Origin of the sequence: Ochrobactrum sp. P6BSIII (assembly GCF_014138065.1) — a bacterium.
Classification (GTDB): Bacteria; Pseudomonadota; Alphaproteobacteria; order Rhizobiales; family Rhizobiaceae; genus Brucella.
The window spans coordinates 14,648-37,657 of sequence record NZ_JACGXB010000005.1; the positions used below are offsets into that span (position 1 = coordinate 14,648).

The following is a 23,010-nucleotide window of genomic DNA, read 5'->3' on the forward strand; positions in this document are numbered from 1 at the left end:
ATTGGATTGAATGGATGCTCGATGAGCGCTCTGAAAAACATAATGAAGATCGTGTGCCTGATGCTTGGCAGCATGCTTTTTGCCTCCACGGTTCAGGCAGCGGAACCTGTGCGGGCATTCTTCGATATGGAAGCCAACGGCATTTCCTATCGCATTTTCACCGCAACGCCTGCCGAGGCGGCTCCCGCAGGCGGCTACCCCGTCATCTACATGGTCGACGGCAACCGCATGTTGCCGCTTGCCGCCGCTGAAATGGGCAAGGATGCAGAGCTGAAAGCCGTTCTGGTGGGGATCGGTTATCCGACCGACGTTCCGGATGAAATCGTGCGTCTGCGCTATTTCGACCTGACCTCGGCAACCAGCGAACAATTGACGCCTGATCCTGCCAACCAACCGAAAACCGGCGGTCGCGATGCCTTCTTCACCTTCATCGAAGGACAGGTGAAGCCGGAAATCGAGAAGCGCTTCGCCATCGACAAGCGCAAGCAGGCGCTGTTCGGCCATTCGCTGGGCGGGATGTTCACGCTCTATGCGCTGTTCAATCACACGGATTCCTTCCAGACCTACAGCGCCGCCGATCCGTCGATCTGGTGGGATAATCATTCGATCCTGTCGGACAAGGATCGCTTCATCGCATCGTTCAAATCGGCTCCGCACCCGCTGCGTTTGCTGATGGAAACCTCCGGCAAACGCGGTTCCCGTCCCGGCCAATCGGCTAAGGACATTCAGCGCATGCGCAAGCTGCGCGGCGGGCCTTCGGGCGTGGATGTCTACAAGGAACTGGAACAACTGCCGCAGCTGGAAACAACGTTCCACCGCTTCCCCGATGAGGGCCACGGCTCGATGATCCCGCTGACGGTGAAGGACAGTCTGGATTTCATTCTGCTCGGCAAGAAGCCGGAACACGCAGACAATTGACACTTTTTCTTCCGCCGGGGTTGGACCTGCGGAAAACTGGACTATAAAGCACAGGATTGACGAAAGGATTGTGCACCATGCTGAATTTCGGCCAACATGTCGCCCGCCTCTGTGGCGCAGCCGTCGTGGCTCTTTCTCTGGCCTCCGTTGCGAGCGCTGCCGACATCACCGTCAAGCATGCGCAGGGTGAAACGGCAGTGCCTGTTTCCCCAGCCAAGGTAATCGTGCTCGATCTCGCGACGCTGGACAATCTCGACCGCCTCGGCGTCAAGGTTTCCGGTGTGCCGACACTGGTCACCGCCCCGGACTTCCTCAAGAAGTACCAGTCCGACGATTATCCGAAAGTCGGCACCCTGTTCGAGCCGGATTATGAAGCCATCAATGCCGCCGAGCCGGATCTCATCATTGTCGGTGGTCGTTCGGCAGCCAAATATCCGGAACTCGCAAAGATTGCTCCGACCATCGATCTGACGGTTTCTGCGAAAGACCTGATCGGCGGGACCGAAGCCAATGTTGAAAAGCTTGGCCAGATTTTCGGCAAGGAAGCGGAAGCCAAGGCTGAAATCGAAAAGCTCAACGCCGATGTCGCCGCGCTGAAGCAGAAGACCGCTGGCAAGGGCACGGGTCTTCTGATCCTCACCACCGGCGGCAAGATGAGCGCCTATGGCCCCGGCTCGCGCTTCGGCATGCTGCATGACGCCTATGGCGTGACGCCTGCCGCAGCCGACCTGACCACCAAGGGTAATCACGGCCAGCCGATCAGCCAGGAATTCATTCTCAAGACCAACCCTGACTGGCTGTTCGTGATCGACCGCGACGCCGCTATCGGTCGCGAAGGCAATTCCGCCCAGCAGGTTCTCGACAATGATCTCGTTCGCCAGACCACGGCAGCGAAGAAAGACCAGATCGTCTATCTGAAGTCGCAGAACTGGTATCTCGTCGGCGGCGGCCTCAATGGGCTGCACGGCACCATCGACCAACTGTCGGAAGTGTTCGACAAGGCAAAGTAAACGTCAGGCACTTTCTGACCCAGTCACCCGGGCTGTCCGCCATGCCGGACAGCCCGATGCATGACAAGGCAAGAGAACAGGACAAAGCGTGAAAGGTCTAGCCGCAGCCATTGTTGTTGTCGCCGTGCTGGCTGTCATCAGCCTGTTTATCGGGGTCGGCGACGTCTCACTGCACGCACTGATTTACCCCGGTGAAAGTGCGAATGACGGCCCGGGCAGCGCGCTTGAACTTCTGCTTGTCAGCCGCATTCCGCGTACCATCGCCATTGTGCTGGCGGGCATGTCGATGGCCGTTGCCGGCATGATCATGCAGATGCTGACCCGCAATCGTTTCGTCGAGCCTTCAACAGCGGGAACCGTCGAATCTGCCAGCCTTGGTATTCTTCTTGTCATTCTGTTCGCGCCGGAAGCGCCTGTCTTCGTCAAGATGCTGGTCGCCTCGGTGACCGCAGTGGCGGGAACGGCGCTGTTTCTGCGCATCCTGCACAGCATCCCGCTTCGCTCCGTGCTGGTCGTCCCGCTCGTTGGCATCATGCTCGGCGGGGTTATCAGCGCCATCACCACTTTCATCGCCTATCGCTTCGATCTCCTGCAATCGCTGAATTCGTGGACGACTGGCGACTTCTCCGGCGTGCTGCGCGGACGTTATGAGTTGCTGTGGATCGCATTTGCCCTCACCGTCGTAGCCTATATCGCAGCCGACCGGTTTACAGTTGCGGGACTGGGCGAAGACTTCACCACCAATCTCGGTCTCAATTATCGTCGCGTGGTGACGCTCGGCCTTATAATCGTATCGATGGTCAGCGCGTCGGTCGTCGTCACGGTCGGCATGATCCCGTTTCTCGGCCTGATTGTGCCCAATGTCGTCAGCATGTTCCTCGGCGACAATATGCGCCGCGCCTTGCCGTGGATCGCAGTTCTCGGCGCGGGTCTGGTGCTCGCCTGCGATATTGCCGGTCGCCTGATCCGCTTTCCCTATGAAATCCCCATCGGAACGATGATGGGCGTCGTGGGCAGCGTCATCTTCCTCTATCTCCTGTTGCGGCGGGGTTCGCGCCTTGCTTAGACGTCCTGCGATCCTCATCCCCGTTCTCGGTGTGATTGCCCTTCTTGCCGCCGTCGCCTTCATGACGATCGGCGCAAAGGGCAGCTGGTCATTCATCCTGTCCTTCCGCGGCACAAAACTGGCCGCCATGGTGCTGGTGGCCTATGCAATCGCCGTTTCGACCGTGCTGTTTCAGACCGTCACCAACAATCGCATCCTGACTCCCTCCATCATGGGCTTTGATGCGCTCTATATTCTGATCCAGACCGTCATCGTCTTTTTCTTCGGGGCGGTGCATATCGACTGGATCGGACCGAACATACGCTTCATCACCGAAACCGTGGTGATGGTGCTGTTTGCGGGTTCGCTCTATTACTGGCTGTTTTCGGGCGCGGCGCGTAGCCTGCATCTGGTGATGCTGGTCGGCATTATTTGTGGCGTTTTCTTCCGCAGCCTGTCCAATCTCATGCAGCGCATGCTCGATCCCGACCTGTTCGCGGTCTTGCAGGATCGTTTCTTCGCCAGTTTCAACACGATCAACGCTGATATTCTGACGCTCTCGGCGATTATCGTCGCTGCCGTGTCGCTCTATGGCTGGCGGCTGTTGCATGTGTTCGACGTGCTGGCGCTCGGACGCGAGCCCGCAATCAATCTCGGCGTCGACCACCGCCGAGTGGTGCGGCTCATCCTGTTGATGGTCACGGTGCTTGTCGCCGTTTCGACCGCACTCGTCGGACCAATCACCTTCTTCGGCCTTTTGGTCGCCAACCTCGCTTACATGCTGGCAGGCTCGGGGAAACATCGCGTCGTTCTGCCGATTGCCGTTCTACTGGCCATCATTTGCATTGTCGGTGGCCAGACCATTCTCGAACGGGCCTTTGCCTTCAATACCGCGCTCAGCGTCATCATCGAATTCCTGGGCGGTCTCGTCTTCATTATCCTTCTTGTCAGGGGAAATGCGCGTTGATCGAAATAAGCCAAGTCAGCAAATCCTATAGCGGCGCCCTTGTCGTCGATGACGTGTCCCTGCGCTTAACCGCTGGCGGCGTGACGTCGATCATCGGCCCCAATGGCGCTGGAAAGTCGACACTGCTTTCCATGATCAGCCGCCTTTTGCCGATGGACAAGGGGCGCGTGACCGTGGACGGTCTTGATGTCACCACCACATCGGGCGATGTGCTGGCAAAACGTCTGTCGATTCTGAGGCAGGAAAACGCCATCAATTCACGCCTGACCGTGCGCGACCTCGTGACATTCGGGCGCTACCCCTATTCCAAGGGCCGACCGAACAGCGAAGATCGCAAGCATGTGGAACAGGCCATCGGTTATCTTGGCCTTGAAAGCTTAAGCGAACGCTTTCTGGATGAACTGTCCGGCGGCCAGCGCCAGCGCGCTTTTGTGGCAATGGTGCTCTGTCAGGATACGGACTATGTGCTTCTCGACGAGCCGCTGAACAATCTCGATATGAAACACGCGGCATCGATGATGAAACTGCTGCGCCGCGCTGCCGATGAGCTTGGCAAGACGGTCGTGCTGGTGCTGCACGACATCAACTTCGCGTCGTGCTATTCCAACCACATCGTTGCCATGCGCAATGGCAAGGTCGCCCATCAGGGCACGCCGGACGAACTGATCCATCCGGAAATTCTGAGCGACATTTACGATATGGATATCGCAGTCGAGATCATCGGCGGGAAGCGCATCGGGGTCTATTACCTGTAAATAGACTATCTATTCGCTCGATTTCGTGCAAAAGCATGCGCAACCAGCCATTGGCGACTATCGGTGGAGTGTTCATGCTGACGAAGAAGGGCAAATATGGTTTGAAAGCACTGGCGCATCTTGCCTTGCTTGAACCCGGCGAAAGCGCTTTCGTCGCCGAGATTGCTTCCAAGAATAATATCTCCAAGAAATTTCTCGACGCCATTCTTCTGGAACTGCGAAACGATGGCATCCTGCGCTCCAAGAAAGGCCCCGGCGGCGGCTATAGCCTTTCCAAACCGGCAGCCGATGTCACGATAGGCCAGGTGGTCCGCGTTCTCGACGGACCGCTCGCACCCATCCGCTGCGCAAGCCGCATGGCCTATCAGCCCTGCGAAGATTGCGAAGATCACCGCGCCTGTCAGGTGCGCCGGTCAATGCTGCTCGTGCGCGAAGCCATTGCTGGCGTTCTCGATTCCATGACGCTGGAACAATTCGCCCGCAACGGTGGCCTCGAAGACGACAGCACCGCGCCAGAATGGGCCAAGTTAAGCGCCTGACAACAGGTCCAGCAGCCGGTAGCCGCCATTGTGATAAACAAGCGGCTCGCCGCTGCCTGCTACAATTTTCAAAACACGACCGATGATAATGGCATGGGTGTGCCGTTCGATGACGTCTTCCACGGCGCAATCGACGGCAGCCAGAGCACCTGTCAGCGCCAGTGCACCGCTTTCCAGCGTGTACCATTCCGCATCGGCATAACGCGCAACGCCCTTGATACCGTCCTTGCCCGCAAAGCGATCCGCAATCGGCTGCTGTGCAGCCGACAGCACATTGACGCAGAAATGGTTATGGCGGCTGATGGCGGGCCAGACCGACGAACCGCGATTGATGTTGACGATGATCGTCGGCGGATCGACCGAAAGCGCGGTCGCCGAGGTGACGGTCGCACCGGTGCGGCCATCGCCAAAACCGGCGGTAACAACGCTGACGCCGCCAGCCAACTGCCGCATCGCAGCCTTCAGCTCATCGGGTGAAACAGCAATATCCGCTGTATCTTCCACCAGTCTCAACGCTTTTTCGCCCATGCTTGCCACCATCATTTCATTACGGTCTTTGTCCCTCCGGTCGCCCGGACCAGACGTAACGAAATGTTGTCACGCTATGCAGCGGCGTTCAAAGCCGACGACTGCCTTCTCACCCCGAATAGGGAAAGCATTTTCTATTTTCTATAAAATGAATGGAATTAATCCGCTTCAACCGACGAGGCGCATAATCTGGAGGGAATGAACGCAGTCCAATCAGCGCTGCGTTCTTTTTATATGATGTTCGGCGAGATAGGCCCGATCGTCCTGCGTTGAAAACAGCACGGCAAAGACAATGCCGATACCCGCACCGAGCAATGTGTCCAGCACCCGTTCCGACACCATATCGACCCCGTTCGAGCCGGGCGCGGCGATATAGGTCATCAGCAGCGCCATCGGCGTGACCAGGATTTGCCCCAGCGCATAATTGGAGCCAATGATCACCTCTGTTGCGAATTGCAGGAACGCCAGTATCGCAATCAGCGTCCATATGGACGGAGCATGCGTTAGGATCATCCAGGCAACGACAGCGCCCAGAAGCGTGCCGACCATGCGCTGCAAGGCGCGGCTCATATTGATATGCAAATGCGCGCCCTGCATTACGGCAACAGCACCCATCGCCGCCCAGGCTGGATGAGCGACACCCATGGCGTAGACGACAAACGCTGCCACGCCCGCGCCGAAAGCAACGCGCGCGGCGGCTATCAGCCGGTGACGGACTGGCCGCAACGGTTCGGCAGGGAAAGGCTTTTCCGGGCTGGCCTTATGACGGAAATACTCCGTCAGCATACAGATCACGCAGGCCAGCAACGCGACAAGCGCAGTAGCAGTCGTGCGTTCCATCGTCTGCTGCAATGTAACAGATTGGCTCATCGATGCGCCGGCAGCGAATATGAAGATCAACGCTCCGGGAGGGCCGAAATTTCCGGTCGTTGTCACGAAACAAAAGACACCGCACAGGACAGCCAGCAGCATAAGCTGCAAGGCCAGCGGCGCACCCGCTGCAGCGACAAGCGACATGCTGAGCACGGCCAGCGTCTGACAGATCGCGCAAAGAAGCACGACATGGTTGCGGCGTGCCTGCGGTGCGAAACGTCCAAACAAAGCAACCAGAGTGCCAAGCGAAGCAAAACCGATCAGATGCGACCAGGGCGAAAGATAGATAAGCGGCAAGGCGATGACCGCCGTGGCCGCCGATTGAAAGCCCGCAAGCGACGAATTGCGAATGGAAGGCTGCTGTGAAAGCGCGACGCTCTCCTGAAACTGCTGCGGCTTCAAAAGCTGGCGCGCGGCGTCCAGCCTGCGGGCCGACGTCGTCAACGAGGTTTCGGTGCTCATTCTCCGGTTTCCTGTGAGCGTCTCAGCTGGTTGGCCGCAAGGCGCTGTTCGATAGAGTCAAAATGGTCAAGCATGGCGGCCAGATCCGCATCGGAAATATCCGCCAGCATGTCTTCTTCGCCCTTGGCCAGCTCACGCCGGATTTCGGTCACGCGCTGCTCTCCCTTCGGCGTGAGAAAGATTAGCCGCGCGCGATTGTCGTTTTCATCGACCCGACGCTCGACCAGCTCCTGACGACTCAAAATGTCGAGAAGCCGCACAAGGCTTGACCCGTCGATGCCGACCAGCGCGGCGAGTTCCTTCTGCGTCACGCCGCCGCCCGTCGCCTGAAGATGGATCAGCGGCACCCAGGTGGCGTCGGACAGCCCCGCTTCGGCAAGGCGCGCGTCAAGCGCACGCCGCCAGCGCCGGGCAAGCAACGAAAAGCGGATCCCGAACTGGGATCGAGGGGAAGACGAATTGGATTGCATGAGTGCAATAAAGCACGAATTAATTTGATTTGCAATTCAAATTAATTCAGTTGAAACGAATTTCGCATTGGGAATTCTCCCATAGAAACTTTCTGACCGAAATTTCCAGATAGCGCTTTCGGAGCGAGCTGCTTATCATCAACCTATACTTCACCCGCAGGCGCGAAAATCCGACCGACGGGCTGCAATACGGAAACATCCTCCCGCACGAAGGAAACAAGACAGCAACCATGGCAGCTCTCGTGTCGTCGGAAAATGGGGTGAGCCAGAAGGCAGCGCGCTTTCTTGGCCTGATACTGATTGCCATCCTCGGCTATAGTTTTTGGCTCAATGAAAGCTGGCTGACACTCTGCGCCGGACTGGCGATTTTCCTGTTCGGCATGCAGTGCCTTGAAGAAGGCCTGCGCAATCTGGCGGGCAGTGCCTTGGAACGCATGCTGGCGCGCGGCACCTCCACCTCGTGGAAAAGTCTGCTGGTCGGGCTGGTCGGCGCAACGGTGATGCAATCGAGCACGCTTGTCTCGCTGATGACCATCGCCTTCATTACCACCGGCCTCATTTCACTGGCGGCAGGCATATCCATCATCTTCGGCGCAAATTTGGGCTCCGCAACCGGCATATGGCTGCTGTCGTTGGCCGGACAAAATTTCAGCCTGTCGTCGCTGGCGCTACCGCTGATGGTGTTCGGCGTGTTGGCAAGTTTCTTCGGGCCGAAGATCAAGGCCATCGGGCGCATTCTGCTCGGTATCGCCTTCATTTTCCTCGGCATTGACGGCATCAAGCAGGGCTTTTCCGTCGTCACCGAGAATTTCGATCTCGCCCAATACAAGATCGACGGCTGGCTTGGTCAGGTCATCTTTGCGGGCATTGGCCTTGTGCTGACCCTGCTGCTGCAATCAACCCATGCGACTTTGATGCTGACACTTGCAGCGCTGGGTCTCGGACAGGTCGATCTCTGGCAATCCGCGGCAATCGCCATCGGGGCCAATGTCGGCAGCAGCGTCACCACCGGCGTTGCCGGAGCGCTCGGCGGCAATCGCAGCGGTCAGCGGCTTGCGCTGGCGCATGTGATTTTCAATGTCGTCACCGCCTGCATTTCGCTGATCCTGATGGGAATGCTGGTTCGCCTTGCGGTATGGCTTTCGCAGGCAATGGGGGTCGGTGACAATCAGTTGATCCAGCTCGCGATCTTCAACAGCGAGTTCAACATTCTGGGCGTGCTGATCTTCTGGCCCGCTCTGGTCCCGTTCACACGCTTTCTGGAACGCGTGCTGCCGGACAGACCGGAGCCGCGTGTTCTCATTCCGGCAGGCTCGCCTGATCTTCCTGAAAACGCGCTGCGCGCCCGTTATCTCGACAAGTCGGCGCTCAGTTCACCCGAAACGGCTGCGCAGGCTCTTGTGCATGAATTGCAGCATCTTGGGCGTCTGAGTGTCGAAGTGATCTGCCACGCGCTTTACCTGCCGGTCAGCGAAATCAATCGCGCCAAGCATGATGAGGCCATCATGCGCGCCGCCCCCGACGTCGATTATGTCGATGCCGATCTGCTCTATCGGCTCTATATCAAGGGCGTCTATGGCGACATATTGAGCTTCATCGGCAAGGTCGATCCCGGGAACAACGCGGACCAGCAGAATTTCTTGATGACCGGTCAGGTCATCGCGCTGCAAATGGCGGAAATGGTCAAGGACGCCAAGCATCTCCAGAAGAATCTCGGCTTCTATCTCCGGCAGACCAATTCACCGGCACGGGACGCCTATGTGGAGCTGCGTGAACATCTGGTCAATGTGCTGCATGAGGTCCGCGTGCTGAGCCGCGCCGATGCCGCCAGCGACAAATGGGACGCCCACCAGCAGGCTTTCATCGAGAAGGTCAAAGACTTCGAGCGAGACTTCGGCGCAAAGCTGTTCGAGGCGAACCGGCAGGAGAAAGTCAGCGGCTTGCAGCTCAGCTCGCTTCTCAACGATCTTGGCTATGCCAGACGCATCGCAAACGGTCTCAACACGCTGTTGACCATCCGTAAGCGGTCGCTGAACGATCCGCTGCACAATCTTTCCGGCTTCTTCGAGGAAGATACGCCGCTGGTTCAGATATAACGAAACGCCGCCTCTCAGGCGGCGCGGATATCCAGACCGCCGTTTTCGACGATGAAGTCGATCACCTCCTGCACGCCCTGACCGCGATGCAGATCGGTGAAACCAAACGGGCGCTTGCCACGCATGCGCGCTGCATCGCTTTCCATCACCTCAAGATCGACCCGCACATAAGGCGCAAGATCGCTCTTGTTGATGACCAGAAAGTCCGACCGCGTGATACCCGGTCCGCCCTTGCGGGGAATTTCCTCGCCCTGACAGACGGAGATGACATAGAGCGTCAGATCGGCGAGATCGGGCGAGAAGGTGGCTGCGAGATTATCCCCGCCGGATTCGATAAACACGATATCCAGATCGGGAAAGCGCCGGTTCATCTCGGCAATTGCCTGAAGATTGATCGACGCATCCTCACGGATCGCCGTATGCGGGCAGCCGCCGGTTTCCACGCCCATGATGCGGTCTTCCGACAAGGCCTGATGGCGCGCCAGAATATAGGCGTCTTCCTGCGTATAAATATCGTTGGTGATGACAGCGACCGAATATGTGTCGCGCAGCGCCTTGCAGAGCTTTTCGGTCAGCGTCGTCTTGCCGGAGCCGACCGGCCCGCCGATACCAATCCTGAGCGGTCCATTCTTCTGTGTCATGAGCGAAAAAGCCTCGAATGCTGTGTTTCGTGTTTCATGGCCATGATGTCGGCGATGAAAGTCGCCGAACCAAGGTCATCCAGACTGGATTGTCCGGCGCGCGTGGCGGTTTCTGCCAGCGTGTTTTCCAGTGCGGCCATGGTGGTCGTGACGCCGCTTTGCCCCGTGACCGAAAGGCGGATCGACGCCTGCAACATGTTGATGCAGAAAGCCTGCAAGAAAGCCGCAAGTGTTGAGCCGAGCGGAACGCCATGCGCCCCTGCCACTGCGCCGACGGCCACCGGATAAGCACAGTCGCCCGGCAACTGATCAAAGACTGGCGAAGACCAACTGCGCGCAGCGGTCAGGAATGCCCCGCCCTGCAGCATGGTTTCCATATGCCGCTCACGCGAACCTGCCAGTGCTTCCGCCAGATCGGCCACGTCGCGCAAATCCTCACCCGCCATTGCCCGTTGCCAGCTTGCCGCGCACAGGACCGCATCGTTCCAGCCGGACCCGCGTGTGACGAGCCAGCGCAGCCAGTCCTTCAGCCCTGTCGCATCGGTGACGAAGCCGTCATGCACCGCCCGCTCCAGCCCATGGCTATAGCTGAAGGAGCCGACCGGAAAGACCGGCGACAGCCACGCCATCAACCGCAGAAGAGCGGTGTTGGGATCAGTCGTGATGGTGGTTGTGATGGTCATGGTCGTGCGTGTGGTGATGGTGCCCGTGATCATGATCGTGGTCATGTTGCGCATGGCCGCCCGAATAGGCTCCGCGCAACGGGCTGAAAATCGCGACCACGTCGGTCACGGTTGCGCCCAGCCCTTCCAGCATCGCCTTGATGACATGATCACGCAGAATGAAGATGCGGTCTGTTTCGATCTGCGCCGCCAGATGGCGATTGCCGATATGCCATGCAAGCTCGGCAATATGCAGCTGGTCGCGCCCGTGGATTTCGTAAAGTGCCTCGCTGGCAGCGCGGATTTCAATCTCACGCCCGTCGTCCAGAACAAGCCGGTCGCCATGTTCCAGCACCACCGGATCGGCAAAATCGGCAAGCACCTTCTCTCCCGTGTCGAGCGTAATTGCCTTGCGGCGCAGATGGCGTTCGTCACGCTCCAGCACGGCATGAGCCGCCGGAACGGCGTCGATCACTTCATGTGCGCGGATGATGTCTACTGCACGAAACATTCTCTACCTCAATTCTCAGAACAGGAAATAACGCTGTGCCATCGGCACTACGTCCACCGGTTCGCATGTCAAAAGTTCGCCATCGGCGCGCACTTCATAGGTTTCCGGGTCAACTTCCATTTGCGGCATGGCATTGTTGAGGATCATCGACTGCTTGCCGATGCCACTCCGCGTGTTGACGACCGCCGCCATGTGCTTCTCCACGCCGAGCCTCTCACGCAGACCGCCATCGATTGCCGCCTGCGAAACGAAGGTGATCGAGGTGTTGGTGCGCGCTTTACCAAAGGAGCCGAACATGGGCCGGTAATGCATCGGCTGCGGTGTCGGGATAGAACCGTTCGGGTCGCCCATCGGCGCCGTCGCGATCCAGCCGCCCAGCAACACCAAATCCGGTTTGACGCCAAAGAACGCCGGATTCCACAAGACCAGATCGGCGCGTTTTCCAACTTCCACCGAACCGATCTCATGCGACATGCCGTGAGCAATGGCCGGGTTGATGGTATATTTCGCCACATAGCGACGGGCGCGGTAATTGTCATTGCCCGGCTTGTCGTCCGGCAGGCTGCCGCGCTGGCGCTTCATCTTGTCCGCCGTCTGCCAGCAGCGGATGATCATTTCACCGACGCGGCCCATGGCCTGACTGTCGGACGAAATGATCGAGAAAGCGCCCATATCATGCAAAATGTCTTCGGCGGCGATGGTTTCCTTGCGAATACGGCTTTCCGCAAAGGCAATATCTTCGGGGATAGCCGGTGACAGGTGATGGCAGACCATCAGCATGTCGAGATGTTCCGCGACCGTATTGATCGTATAGGGCCGTGTCGGATTGGTCGACGCGGGCAGAACATTCGGATACTGGCAGACGCGGATAATATCCGGTGCATGCCCCCCGCCCGCACCTTCCGTATGGAAGGAGTGGATCGTCCGCCCCTTGAAGGCATTGAGCGTATCTTCCACGAAGCCGCTTTCATTGAGCGTATCGGTGTGGATCGCCACCTGCACGTCGAAATGGTCAGCAACGGACAGGCAGTTGTCGATTGCCGCAGGCGTCGTGCCCCAATCTTCATGCAGCTTGAGGCCACAAGCCCCTGCCAGAACCATTTCCTCCAGCGCGCCCGGCAATGAGGCATTGCCCTTGCCGAACACACCGAAATTCATCGCCATGCCGTCGAAGGATTCAATCAACCGCGCAATGTGCCATGGCCCCGGTGTGCAGGTGGTGGCCAGCGTGCCATGTGCGGGGCCGGTGCCACCGCCCACCATGCAAGTGATGCCCGCATTCAGCGCCTCATCCACCTGCTGCGGCGAAATGAAATGAATATGCGAGTCGATACCGCCCGCCGTGACGATCTTGCCCTCGCCAGCAATGATTTCCGTGCCCGGGCCGATGATGATGGTGACGCCCGGTTGCGTATCGGGATTGCCCGCCTTGCCGATGCCCGCAATGCGCCCGTCACGCAGACCGATATCGGCCTTGTAGATGCCGGTGTGATCCAGAATGAGCGCATTGGTGATGACCGTGTCGACGGAACCTTGCGCCCGCGAAAGCTGGCTTTGGCCCATGCCGTCGCGGATAACCTTGCCGCCCCCGAATTTGACCTCCTCGCCATAGGTGGTGAGATCGTGCTCGACCTCGATGACGAGTTCCGTATCGGCAAGGCGGACCTTGTCGCCGGTGGTGGGGCCGAACATCTGCGCATAGGTGGCGCGACTGATCTTGGCTGGCATGAAACTCTCCGTCGGCGCTCTAACCGATTGTTTTGACGCACATCTCGTCCGAAAACCGTTTCACGCTTTTCGGGATATGCTTTGGTTCTGAATTAAAGCTTACCCATGATTTTCTGGCGGAACCCGTAGACCTCGCGCTTGCCGCCGAGGGGAACCAGCGTCACATCGCGTTCCTGCCCCGGTTCGAAGCGCACAGCGGTGCCAGCGGCAATATCCAGCCTGCAACCGCGCGCTTTTTGCCGGTCGAATGACAGCGCCGCATTTGCCTCGTAGAAATGATAATGGCTGCCAACCTGGATCGGGCGGTCGCCGGTATTAGCGACCTTGATCGTGACCGTGGGTTGCCCCTCATTCAGTTCTATGTCGCCGTCAAGCGTGAAGATTTCGCCGGGTATCATGGTGCACCTCAACCAGCCATCAACATCAGACCACCAAGCGCCGTAGCGCCGCCAGCGACGCGCAAGGCGAGGCGTCCGCTTGGACCAGCAGCCAAACGCCCGACGCCAAGACCGATGGCAATGCCCGCCGCGTGGAGCAGAGCCGTGGCCAGCGCAAAGCCCGCCGCATAATCAAAGAAGGCCGCAGCACCGATTTCACCGCCATGCGCATGGCCGTGAAAGAAGGCGAAGAAACCGGCAATCGCTGCACCAACAACCGGCGAGACCGGCAGGGCCAGCGCAACGAGAAAGCCAAGCACGACCACCGAAGCCAGAATCACCGGCTCGACGAAAGGCAGCGGCATTCCGATGAGCGCCGCCAAAAAGCCCAGCAGCATGACGCCGACAAAAGCCGCAGGCACGATGAAAAGTGCTCGCCCGCCCAGCATTGCCGCCCAGAGACCGACGGCAACCATCTCCAGAATATGATCCGTACCGAAAAGCGGATGCGAGAAACCGGCGGCAAAGGAGCCGTGCTCGGCGGGATTGAGATGGGCAAAAGCCGGGCTTGCGATAAGCGCAAAACCTGCTGCCGTCAGAACCGTCATCTTCTTCATCTTGCACCTTTTCAAAAATTAAAATTCAAAATCAGCGGATCGGCTCATGCACCGTGACGAGCTTGGTTCCATCCGGAAATGTCGCCTCGACCTGAATGTCGTGGATCATCTCGGCAACGCCCGCCATCACCTGTTCCCGTGTGATGACATGCGCGCCCGCTTCCATCAGGTCGGCCACAGTGCGCCCGTCACGCGCGCCTTCCACGACGAAATCGCTGATCAGCGCGATGGCTTCCGGATGATTGAGCTTCACACCGCGCTCCAGACGGCGACGGGCGACCATCGCCGCCATGGCGATCAACAGCTTGTCTTTTTCTCTGGGCGTCAAATTCATGACTTCGTACCGAACCTTCTCAACAAACACGGCCCGGTGGCCGCAAATTCAAATTGACCAAACTTTAGGCAATCCTGCCTTTCCATTGAGCAGCGCCAGCAAAGGAGCGAGGCGCTTGCGCAAGGCATAACTGTCCGGCGCATAGAGCCGCACGCCAAGTTTCGAGGCGCCGCCGACCTGCCAGACGCTGGCGCCACCTTCCTCGCCGATAATGGCGCGCACGGCCTCCAGCTGCCTTTCGGCCTGCGCCGAAACCAGAAGCACCGTGGCAACGGCAAGCCCGCCATCCGCGACCGCTCTGGCCTGCAATTCAGCGGCAACATCAGGCCCAAGGCGGAACTCTTCCGCATGAACCAGACGCCCGCCAAGCCGCACCCGCCAGCGGTCGCTGAACGATGCCTGTTCGACTTCTTCACCCATGGCGAGACGTCCGAACACACTTGCCTCGACCATCAGCACTTCCGCCCCTTCATCCATCTCGACATCCAGCTCTCGGGAGAGCACGGAGCGGTTGAACAAAATGGTCTCCTGCGGGAGCCATGCAAGACGCGTGCCTTTTGCCACCTTGATGTGTGTTTCGATGCGCGCCTCGCCACCGCCCGAGCGATAAATACGTTCGCAGGCCTGCGTGGTGATGACGGCGGAGGCGTTTTCCTGCAACACCACATCCCAGCGCAGCCGGTCACCGCCGGTCAGCCCGCCGGACGTGTTGATGAGGATGGCTTCCAGAGGATCATGCGCCACCTGTGGCATACGGATTTTGGCCGCGCCTTCCTGATAAAGCCGGGAAATGCGGGAGCGCCCATCCTTGAAATGGACGGTTAGTCCGCCCACGCCATTGACGCGCTGCGAGGCAAGTTTTTCCAGATTACCCTTATCGATGGACATAAACGCTGCTTTCAAACCCCGCAGAACAAATCAGATTGCAGGCGAAAGTTACGGCAGGTCTTTCTCGGCGGAAAGCGGGGCGGAAAAAAATTTAGGGCGCCAATGTGCAGCCACGACAGATTGCCGTTTTATAATAATGGGTGCACGTAAAAATAAGTGCTATTTGAAGAGTTCAACTTAATAGATATGTATCTATCATATCTTATAAACAACAGTGTCAAGAAAGCTTCAACCAATTGAGAAAAGCCTGTTACATTTGAGGCCTATTCCCCGCCCTCAGTTTTAGTCTGGCCAGCGGATTTCCGTGGCCGCTACGGATCGGGGAAAACATGCTTATCAACCGTCGTCACGCTTTGGGCCTCATGGGCGCTGCCGCTGGCACGTTCATCATGCCGGGGATTGTCCGCGCCAATCAGCGCCGCTCGGTCACCGTCGCCGTTCAGAAGATCACCAACAACAACACGCTCGACATCTGGAACGAACAGTCGAATGTCGGTGAGCGCGTTTTCTTCCCGAACCTTTGGGAAGGCCTGATTCTGCGTGACTGGATGGGCAATCAGGGTCCTGTTCCGGGCCTCGCCACCGAATGGAAGCGTCTCGACGACAAGACCATCGAACTGAAGCTGCGTCAGGGCGTGAAGTTCCACAATGGCGATGAACTGACCGCCGAAGACGTGGTTTTCTCTTTCTCCGACGAGCGCCTGTTTGCCGGCACCGAGCCTGCTGGCGGCAAGACGCTTTATGAAGCGAATTTCAAGCCGCAGACGGAAAAAGAACTGCCTGCCGCCATTCCCGGTGTTTCGCGCCGTCTCTGGCCCGCGCTGCGCGGCGTCGAAGCTGTCGATAAATATACCGTCCGCTTCCACAATGCGACGCCGGACGTCACGCTTGAGGGCCGCCTTTATGCCTTTGGCTCGCAGATCGCCAATAAGCGCGCCTGGGATGAAGCCAAGTCTTATGCCGAATGGGCGCGCAAGCCGGTCACGACCGGACCCTACAAGGTTGCCAGCTACAAGCCGGACGTAGAACTCATTCTCGAAGCCCATGACGAATATTGGGGCGGCCAGCCGCCGCTGCAGCAGATCCGCTTCGTCGAAGTGCCGGAAGTTGCAAGCCGCGTGAACGGCCTCATCTCCGGCCAGTACGACTTTGCCTGCGATCTGCCGCCAGACCAGATCGGCACCGTGACCGCCAATCCGGGTCTCGAAATCCAGAGCTCGACCATCTGGAACCACCGCACAACCGTTTTCAACACACAGAACGAAATCCTGCGCAATCCGCTGGTGCGCCGCGCCATGACCCATTCGATCGACCGTCAGGCGATTGTGGATGCGCTGTGGGCCGGTCAGACGGTTGTACCGGCTGGCATGCAGTTTGAAAGCTTCCGCACTTCCGACATGTTCATTGACGACTGGCAGCCGCCGAAATTCGATCCTGAACTGGCGCGTGATCTTCTCAAGCAGGCCAATTACAAGGGCGATGCTATCCCTTACCGCCTGCTGAACAACTACTACACCAATCAGACGCCGACGGCGCAGGTTCTGGTGGAAATGTGGAAGCAGGTCGGCCTGAATGTCGAAATCGAGATGAAGGAAAACTGGGCCCAGATCCACGATCCGGAAGGCGTCAAGGGCGTTCGCGACTGGTCGGCATCCAACAACATCAACGATCCGATCACGCCGCTGGTGGTCCAGTTCGGCCCGAATGGCGAAGCGCAGCAGAAGAAGGACTGGTCGAACGACGAGGTCAACAAACTGTCGGTCATCATGGAAACATCCACCGACCACGACCAGCGCAAGAAGGCCATCAAGCGCATGCTGGAAATCTGCGAGCGCGAAGATCCGGTCTACAACATCCTGCATCAGAATGCCGTCTTCACCGGCATGAAGAAGGAACTGAACTGGAAGGCCGCGCCGGCATTCGCCATGGATTTCCGTTCCAGCAACTGGAACGTCTGATCCACAGACCAAGGCTGGCATTTCACAATGCCAGCCTTCTCATTCTCCATGAAATTGCATCGATAATCGCAAAAGACCGCGATTGACCGACAGAAAGGGACGACCGTGGCATTCGTCTCCATCCGGGACTTGAAGGTCTCTTTCAGCGGCGTACAGGTTCTGCACGGAATCGATCTCGACGTGAGCCGCGGTGAAACGCTGGGCCTCGTCGGTGAATCCGGCTGCGGAAAATCGGTAACCTGGCTTGCAGCCCTTGGGCTTCTCCCCGGCAAGGCTTCCGTGTCAGGCTCGGTCAAGGTTGACGGTCAGGAGCTGGTCGGCTCCGCCCGCTCCGTCAAGGAAAGCGTCCGCGGCGGGCGTATCGCCATGATCTTTCAGGATCCGAGTTCGTCGCTCAATCCGGTCAAGAAAGTCGGCCATCAGATCGTTGAATCGCTGTCGTTGCATCGCGGCCTGAAAGACAAGGCCGCGCGCAGCGAAGCCATTCAGTTGATGGAACGCGTCGGCATCCCCGATGCAGCGCGTCGTTTCAATCTCTATCCGCATGAGTTTTCCGGCGGCCAGTGCCAGCGCCTGATGATCGCCATCGCGCTCGCCGGTCAGCCTGACGTCCTCATCGCCGACGAACCCACCACCGCCCTTGATGTAACCATTCAGGCGCAAATTCTCGATCTTCTGGACCAGATTCGCCGCGAAACCGGTATGGCAGTGGTATTCATCAGCCACGATCTCGGCGCGGTCAGCCAGATATGCGAACGCGTTTGTGTCATGTATGCCGGGCGTATCGTTGAAAGCGGAACGACGGTCGAGCTGTTCGACCGACCGCAGCATCCCTATACGCGCGGATTGTTCGAAGCCATCCCGCGCCTTGATGGCGGGCGCGAGCGCCTTCGCGCCATTCCCGGCACCGTACCCGATCCGCGCAATCTGCCGACAGGCTGCGCATTCGCACCGCGCTGCGCGCAAGTTAGCGAAACATGCACAACAGCGATGCCCGATCTTCTGATGCGAAACGGCCAGAAGGTCGCCTGTTTCCACCCCCATGCGGAAAGCGCGGCATCACACCTCTATCACAGCCGCACAATCCCGACAGAAGGCGCTCTGGCATGAGTTTCCTGCTCGAAGCAAACAATCTGGTACGGGTTTACCGCAGCGACGGGCTGTTCAAGAAAGCCGATCCGGTCAAGGCCGTGGATGGCGTCAGCCTACGCGTTCAGCCCGGCGAGACGCTTGGCATCGTCGGTGAATCCGGCTGCGGCAAGTCCACGCTCGGACGCATGCTGCTCGGCATTGACGACGCCACCGAAGGCGAGGTTCTGTTCGACGGCAAGCCACTGCCGCGCCGCCACACCGCCGGCTGGCGCAAGCTGCGGGCCCAGATGCAGCTCGTCTTTCAGGACCCGCTGGCGGCGCTGGATCGCCGTCTGCCGATTGCGGCACAGATCGGCGAGCCCCTGCAAATTCATGGGCTAGCTTCCGGCGCGGAACTGAAGGAACGTGTCAGCGAACTGATGCAATCTGTCGGGCTGCGCCGCGATCAGGGCGAGCGCTATCCGCATGAATTGTCCGGCGGCCAGCGCCAGCGCGTCATCATCGCCCGCGCCCTTGCAACCAGCCCAAGGCTGCTGGTCTGCGACGAACCGGTTTCTGCGCTCGATGTTTCGATTCAGGCGCAGGTGGTCAATCTCCTGCGCGATCTTCAGGAGAAACATGGCATCGCCATGGTGTTCATCAGCCACGATCTGAAAGTTGTGCGCAACATCTGCGACCGCGTCGCCGTCATGTATCTCGGCAAGATCGTCGAAGAGGCAAGCTCCGGCGTGATCTTCGAAACGCCCCAGCACCCCTATACCAAGGCATTGGTGTCTTCGGTTCCCGTACCGGGCAAAAAATTCAACCAGCGCATGATCCTCAAGGGTGAACCGCCAAACCCCGCAAACCGCCCAAGCGGTTGCGTGTTTCACCCCCGGTGTCCGGTGGCGGGCTTTCAATGCCCGACGACGATGCCCGATCTGGAAACAACCGGCTTTGACCGGCGCACGGCTTGTCACTTCGTTGAGCCGGCGAAAAGCGCTGCGTGAGGCACCCATGCTTACCTTCATAGCGTCCCGTCTTTTCCGCGCGCTGATCACCGTCTTTCTGGTGATGACCTTTGCCTTCGTGGTGCTGCGCATGTCCGGTGACCCGGCACAGATCATGCTCGGCCCCGATGCACCGCAGGAATCCATCGATGCCTTCCGCAAGGCCTGGGGCCTCGACGACCCGATCTGGCTGCAATATCTGTCCTATCTCAAGGGCATATTGAGCTTCGATTTCGGCATCTCGATGCGCGACAAGGCACCGGCTATCGATCTGGTGCTGCAACGTGTGCCCGCCACGCTCCAGATCACCATTCCAGCGCTTATCATCAAACTTTGCCTCGGCATTCCGGCAGGCGTCTATGCCGCACTGCACCGTCAGGGCATCGCCGACCGTGGCGTCATCACCCTGTCGATCCTCGGCTTCACCGTGCCGTCTTTCGTACTCGGCCTGGTGCTGGTGCTGATCTTCTCGGTGCAACTAGGTGTCTTGCCATCCGGCGGCAGCGATACATGGATTCACGGCATTCTGCCGACCCTCACCATTGCTATTGGCGGCACGGCGGTTCTGGCGCGCTTCTCACGCTCGGCCATGATCGAAGTGCTGGGGCAGCCTTATATCCGCACGGCATCGGCCAAGGGGATCAGCTGGAACGATGTGGTGTGGAAACACGCTCTGCCCAACGCCTCCGTACCGATTGTCACCATCGTCGGCTTCATGGTCGGCGCACTGATCGCCGGGGCTGTGGTTGTCGAAACCATCTTCTCGTGGCCCGGCATTGGCCGCCTTCTGGTGGTGTCTGTCGCCAATCGCGACCTCGCCGTGGTGCAGTGCCTGCTGTTGATTATCGCAAGCTGCATGGTGATCTCCAATCTCGTGGTCGATGTGCTCTACGGCGTTCTCGACCCGCGCCTGCGCACCAAAGCCGCGCATTGAGGTGGACGCAATGACCGACACCGCTCTTTCCCCCACCGCAGCCGTCAAGGCGCCCGCGCTCATCACGCGCCTGCGCACCACCATGCCAATGAGCGTCGCCTTTGCCTGTTTCTGGCTTGCGCTGATGCTGTTCGTTGTGATCTTTGCCGACTATCTGCGACCCCACTCCATCACCAAGATGGACCTGATGGCGCGGCTTGTCCCGGTGGGATCACCCGGACACTGGCTCGGCACAGATGAGTTGGGCCGCGATGTTTATTCGCGCCTGATCCAGTCGATCCGCGTCTCGCTGGTGATTGCCTTTGGCGCGACGATCCTATCAGCGGTCTTCGGCACCTTGCTGGGATTTCTGGCCGCCCGCTTTCGCGGCTGGGTCGAGCACATTGTATTGATGCTGGCCGACTTTCAGGCCGCCCTGCCTTTCATGGTGCTGGCGCTTGCGGTGCTCGCTTTCTTCGGCAATTCCATGCCGCTGCTGATCGGCCTGATGGGTTTTTACGGCTGGGAGCGTTACGCCCGTATCGCACGCGGCCTTGCCATTTCCGCCGGGGCGCAAGGCTATGCCAGCGCTGTGGTGCAGCTCGGCGCAACACCATTCCGTGTCTATTTCCGTCATATCCTGCCCAATGTCGCCTCGACGCTGATCGTCTCGATGACGCTGACATTCCCGGAAATCATCCTGATGGAATCCGGTCTTTCCTTTCTTGGTCTCGGCGTTCAGCCGCCAGAATCGTCGCTTGGCAATATGGTTGGGTTCGCGCGCGAATATCTGACACGTGCGCCGTGGATAATGCTGGCTCCGGCACTGGTGATCGTTCTGACCACCCTCTCCATTTCGCTTCTGGGTGACTGGCTTCGCGACAAGCTCGACCCGACCGTTCAGTAAGGACATAAGACATGAAAAAGATCATGGCCCATCGCGGCGCTCGTAACCTTTGGGCGGAAAACTCGCTCACCGGCTTTCGCAATGTTCTGGAGCTCGACATCGATAGCGTGGAGTTCGATCTTCACCTGACCGATGCCGGGCTAATTCTCGTCATCCACGACGCATCGCTTGACCGTACCACCACCGGCTCCGGTGACGTTCGCGCGCTCGATGATGCCGGTCGCCTTGCGATACGGCTGAAAGACGAACAGGGCACTGTTACCGCCGATCACATCCCCACCTTTGAGGAAGTGCTCGATGTCTTCGCCGAGCGGCCGGACGTGCTTCTCTATGTCGAACTCAAGTCCGGCGCCGACGGCAAGCCCTATGATGGCCTCGTGGAAAAGGCCGTGGAAATCATCCGCGCCCGCAATATTGGTGATCATGTTGTGCTGCATTCCTTCGACCGCAGCGTGGTTGAACATTGCGCGAAAATCGCGCCGGAAATTGACCGTCTGATCTCGCTCAACGCACAATGGGTGGAGCGCAATGGCGGACTGGAAACCTTCTTCCGCAGCGTCGAACCTCTGGTCCGTTATGTGGGCGTGCACCACGAATTCTTCGAATCCGAATTCGACCGCATCACGTCGCTGTTCCCCAAGGATCGCCTTGGTGTCTGGACGCTCAATAATCGCGCACTGATCGACCGCTGGATTGAGCGTGACGTTGCCTACATCACCTCCGACAATCCTGATCTGGCGATCGCATCGCGTCTGGCACTGGCTGAAGCCGCAGCCTGACACATATCCCCTGAACGAGGGTTCTGCCTGCACATCAATCCGGAGGCGAGGCAGAACCGCTCTATCCTTATGGCTTCCGGTCAATCCAGGAAATTGATTATGTCCGACCTGCCGCTTCTCGGCGCAGCCGTCCCGCTGTCCTATCTCGAAGAAAATCTCGATTTCATCCTGTCGGAAAACCGCGATCTGGAGATACAGGATTTTGTCCATGTTGCTCTCCTGAAAGCCGACTGGAAGACACCAGCAAGCCGCATCAAGACCTTGCTCGACGGTTACAAGGGCCGCCTTGGCATCCACGGTCCATTCTGGGGTCTCAACTTCTCCAATCAGGACGAAGACATTCGCAAGATCGTCACTGAGCGTTATCTTCAGGGACTGGAGGTCTGTGAATTCATCGGCGCAACGCAGATGGTGATTCACAGCCCTTACAATTTCTGGACCTATAACAATATCGACAACTTCCCGGAAAGCGGCCCGCAGATCGTGGATTATGCCCATGAAACGCTGGCGCCGGTCGTCAAGCGTGCCGAGGAAATCGGCTGCACGCTGGTGATCGAGAATATCGAGGATATCGACACCGACGCGCGCTGCCTGCTCGCAGACAGCTTCCAGTCACCATCGGTCGCGGTTTCAGTCGATACCGGCCATGCCCATTTCGCCTATGGCTCGCTTGGCGCGCATCCGGTCGATTACTTTATCCGCCGTGCGGACAATCGCCTGCAGCACGTCCATCTGCAGGATGCGGATGGCCATGCCGATCGCCATTGGGGCATCGGTGAAGGCACCATCCGCTGGCATGGCGTTTTCGCAGCTTTGGCTGAGCTCGAAAGCAATCCGCGCCTGATCCTCGAACTGCGCGACAAAAGCAAGATCATGCCGTCGGTCAAGTTTCTGCAGGATGCAGGTTTGGCACGCTAAACATTCCACTTATGCTTTGAGGGCATATTTTGC

The 23,010-nt window shown here is 58.7% G+C and carries 25 protein-coding genes; 14 read left to right on the forward strand and 11 right to left on the reverse strand.

Annotation, left to right across the window (positions count from 1 at the left end; genetic code table 11):
- Window positions 1-21 precede the first annotated feature (21 nt).
- The 6 genes from FHW00_RS08245 (at window position 22) to FHW00_RS08270 (ending at window position 5,234) form a co-directional block, all read left to right on the forward strand.
- Window positions 22-918, forward strand: a complete 897-nt coding sequence (locus tag FHW00_RS08245) for an alpha/beta hydrolase (RefSeq protein WP_078338401.1) — start codon at window positions 22-24, stop codon at window positions 916-918.
- A gap of 77 nt (window positions 919-995) precedes the next feature.
- Window positions 996-1,928 (forward strand): siderophore ABC transporter substrate-binding protein, encoded by a 933-nt coding sequence (locus tag FHW00_RS08250; protein WP_078338420.1) that lies wholly within the window; start codon window positions 996-998, stop codon window positions 1,926-1,928.
- A gap of 88 nt (window positions 1,929-2,016) precedes the next feature.
- Window positions 2,017-2,994 (forward strand): ABC transporter permease, encoded by a 978-nt coding sequence (locus FHW00_RS08255; protein ID WP_078338400.1) that lies wholly within the window; start codon window positions 2,017-2,019, stop codon window positions 2,992-2,994.
- Complete coding sequence (locus tag FHW00_RS08260) at window positions 2,987-3,940, forward strand: iron chelate uptake ABC transporter family permease subunit (RefSeq protein ID WP_078338399.1); 954 nt, start codon at window positions 2,987-2,989, stop codon at window positions 3,938-3,940. The genes FHW00_RS08255 and FHW00_RS08260 overlap by 8 nt, the downstream gene beginning before the upstream one ends.
- Window positions 3,937-4,695: an iron ABC transporter ATP-binding protein gene (locus tag FHW00_RS08265; RefSeq protein WP_078338398.1), complete on the forward strand. Its 759-nt coding sequence runs from the start codon at window positions 3,937-3,939 to the stop codon at window positions 4,693-4,695. The genes FHW00_RS08260 and FHW00_RS08265 overlap by 4 nt, the downstream gene beginning before the upstream one ends.
- Window positions 4,696-4,769: 74 nt before the next feature.
- Entirely contained in the window at window positions 4,770-5,234 is a 465-nt protein-coding gene (locus FHW00_RS08270; RefSeq protein ID WP_078338419.1) for an Rrf2 family transcriptional regulator, read from the forward strand.
- Here the strand turns inward: FHW00_RS08270 and FHW00_RS08275 are convergent.
- The 3 genes from FHW00_RS08275 to FHW00_RS08285 form a co-directional block, all read right to left on the reverse strand.
- Complete coding sequence (locus FHW00_RS08275; protein WP_078338397.1) at window positions 5,223-5,777, reverse strand: flavin reductase family protein; 555 nt, start codon at window positions 5,775-5,777, stop codon at window positions 5,223-5,225. The two genes, FHW00_RS08270 and FHW00_RS08275, sit on opposite strands and share 12 nt — an antisense overlap.
- 198 nt (window positions 5,778-5,975) lie before the next feature.
- Window positions 5,976-7,097, reverse strand: coding sequence for an FUSC family protein (locus FHW00_RS08280; protein ID WP_078338396.1), 1,122 nt, complete (start codon window positions 7,095-7,097; stop codon window positions 5,976-5,978).
- The gene (locus FHW00_RS08285) at window positions 7,094-7,516 is read right to left on the reverse strand and encodes a MarR family winged helix-turn-helix transcriptional regulator (RefSeq protein WP_440631495.1); all 423 of its coding nucleotides are present in this window, start codon (window positions 7,514-7,516) and stop codon (window positions 7,094-7,096) included. The genes FHW00_RS08280 and FHW00_RS08285 overlap by 4 nt, the downstream gene beginning before the upstream one ends.
- Before the next feature lie 281 nt (window positions 7,517-7,797).
- Here FHW00_RS08285 and FHW00_RS08290 point away from each other — a divergent pair, with 281 nt between their 5' ends.
- Complete coding sequence (locus FHW00_RS08290; RefSeq protein ID WP_078338394.1) at window positions 7,798-9,663, forward strand: Na/Pi cotransporter family protein; 1,866 nt, start codon at window positions 7,798-7,800, stop codon at window positions 9,661-9,663.
- A 14-nt stretch (window positions 9,664-9,677) separates the two neighbouring features.
- Here FHW00_RS08290 and ureG read toward each other — a convergent pair whose 3' ends face one another.
- The 8 genes from ureG to FHW00_RS08330 all read right to left on the reverse strand — a co-directional run bounded on the left by ureG (window position 9,678) and on the right by FHW00_RS08330 (window position 15,421).
- Window positions 9,678-10,304 (reverse strand): urease accessory protein UreG, encoded by a 627-nt coding sequence (ureG, locus tag FHW00_RS08295; RefSeq protein ID WP_078338393.1) that lies wholly within the window; start codon window positions 10,302-10,304, stop codon window positions 9,678-9,680.
- Window positions 10,301-10,987: an urease accessory protein UreF gene (locus tag FHW00_RS08300; protein ID WP_078338392.1), complete on the reverse strand. Its 687-nt coding sequence runs from the start codon at window positions 10,985-10,987 to the stop codon at window positions 10,301-10,303. The genes ureG and FHW00_RS08300 overlap by 4 nt, the downstream gene beginning before the upstream one ends.
- Window positions 10,959-11,477: an urease accessory protein UreE gene (ureE, locus tag FHW00_RS08305; RefSeq protein WP_078338391.1), complete on the reverse strand. Its 519-nt coding sequence runs from the start codon at window positions 11,475-11,477 to the stop codon at window positions 10,959-10,961. The genes FHW00_RS08300 and ureE overlap by 29 nt, the downstream gene beginning before the upstream one ends.
- Before the next feature lie 15 nt (window positions 11,478-11,492).
- Window positions 11,493-13,205, reverse strand: coding sequence for an urease subunit alpha (gene ureC / locus FHW00_RS08310; RefSeq protein ID WP_078338390.1), 1,713 nt, complete (start codon window positions 13,203-13,205; stop codon window positions 11,493-11,495).
- A 92-nt stretch (window positions 13,206-13,297) separates the two neighbouring features.
- Entirely contained in the window at window positions 13,298-13,603 is a 306-nt protein-coding gene (locus FHW00_RS08315) for an urease subunit beta (RefSeq protein WP_078338389.1), read from the reverse strand.
- An 8-nt stretch (window positions 13,604-13,611) separates the two neighbouring features.
- On the reverse strand, window positions 13,612-14,199 hold the full coding sequence (locus FHW00_RS08320) for a HupE/UreJ family protein (protein WP_078338388.1): 588 nt from the start codon (window positions 14,197-14,199) through the stop codon (window positions 13,612-13,614).
- Between the two features lie 31 nt (window positions 14,200-14,230).
- Window positions 14,231-14,533, reverse strand: a complete 303-nt coding sequence (locus FHW00_RS08325) for an urease subunit gamma (RefSeq protein ID WP_078338387.1) — start codon at window positions 14,531-14,533, stop codon at window positions 14,231-14,233.
- Between the two features lie 48 nt (window positions 14,534-14,581).
- Window positions 14,582-15,421, reverse strand: coding sequence for an urease accessory protein UreD (locus tag FHW00_RS08330; protein WP_078338386.1), 840 nt, complete (start codon window positions 15,419-15,421; stop codon window positions 14,582-14,584).
- Between the two features lie 329 nt (window positions 15,422-15,750).
- On the opposite strand from FHW00_RS08330, the gene FHW00_RS08335 reads away from it, so the two are divergent.
- From FHW00_RS08335 to FHW00_RS08365, 7 genes are all read left to right on the forward strand, one after another.
- A complete protein-coding gene (locus FHW00_RS08335; protein ID WP_078338385.1) occupies window positions 15,751-17,379 on the forward strand; it encodes an ABC transporter substrate-binding protein in 1,629 nt (542 codons plus the stop codon).
- Window positions 17,380-17,484: 105 nt separating this feature from the next.
- The gene (locus tag FHW00_RS08340) at window positions 17,485-18,489 is read left to right on the forward strand and encodes an ABC transporter ATP-binding protein (protein ID WP_078338384.1); all 1,005 of its coding nucleotides are present in this window, start codon (window positions 17,485-17,487) and stop codon (window positions 18,487-18,489) included.
- The gene (locus FHW00_RS08345; RefSeq protein ID WP_078338383.1) at window positions 18,486-19,460 is read left to right on the forward strand and encodes an ABC transporter ATP-binding protein; all 975 of its coding nucleotides are present in this window, start codon (window positions 18,486-18,488) and stop codon (window positions 19,458-19,460) included. The genes FHW00_RS08340 and FHW00_RS08345 overlap by 4 nt, the downstream gene beginning before the upstream one ends.
- Window positions 19,461-19,467: 7 nt before the next feature.
- Window positions 19,468-20,394, forward strand: coding sequence for an ABC transporter permease (locus FHW00_RS08350; RefSeq protein WP_078338382.1), 927 nt, complete (start codon window positions 19,468-19,470; stop codon window positions 20,392-20,394).
- Between the two features lie 10 nt (window positions 20,395-20,404).
- Window positions 20,405-21,280, forward strand: a complete 876-nt coding sequence (locus tag FHW00_RS08355) for an ABC transporter permease (protein WP_078338381.1) — start codon at window positions 20,405-20,407, stop codon at window positions 21,278-21,280.
- Between the two features lie 11 nt (window positions 21,281-21,291).
- The gene (locus FHW00_RS08360; RefSeq protein ID WP_078338380.1) at window positions 21,292-22,059 is read left to right on the forward strand and encodes a glycerophosphodiester phosphodiesterase family protein; all 768 of its coding nucleotides are present in this window, start codon (window positions 21,292-21,294) and stop codon (window positions 22,057-22,059) included.
- A 99-nt stretch (window positions 22,060-22,158) separates the two neighbouring features.
- Complete coding sequence (locus FHW00_RS08365) at window positions 22,159-22,977, forward strand: sugar phosphate isomerase/epimerase family protein (protein ID WP_078338379.1); 819 nt, start codon at window positions 22,159-22,161, stop codon at window positions 22,975-22,977.
- The last annotated feature ends 33 nt before the right edge of the window (window positions 22,978-23,010 follow it).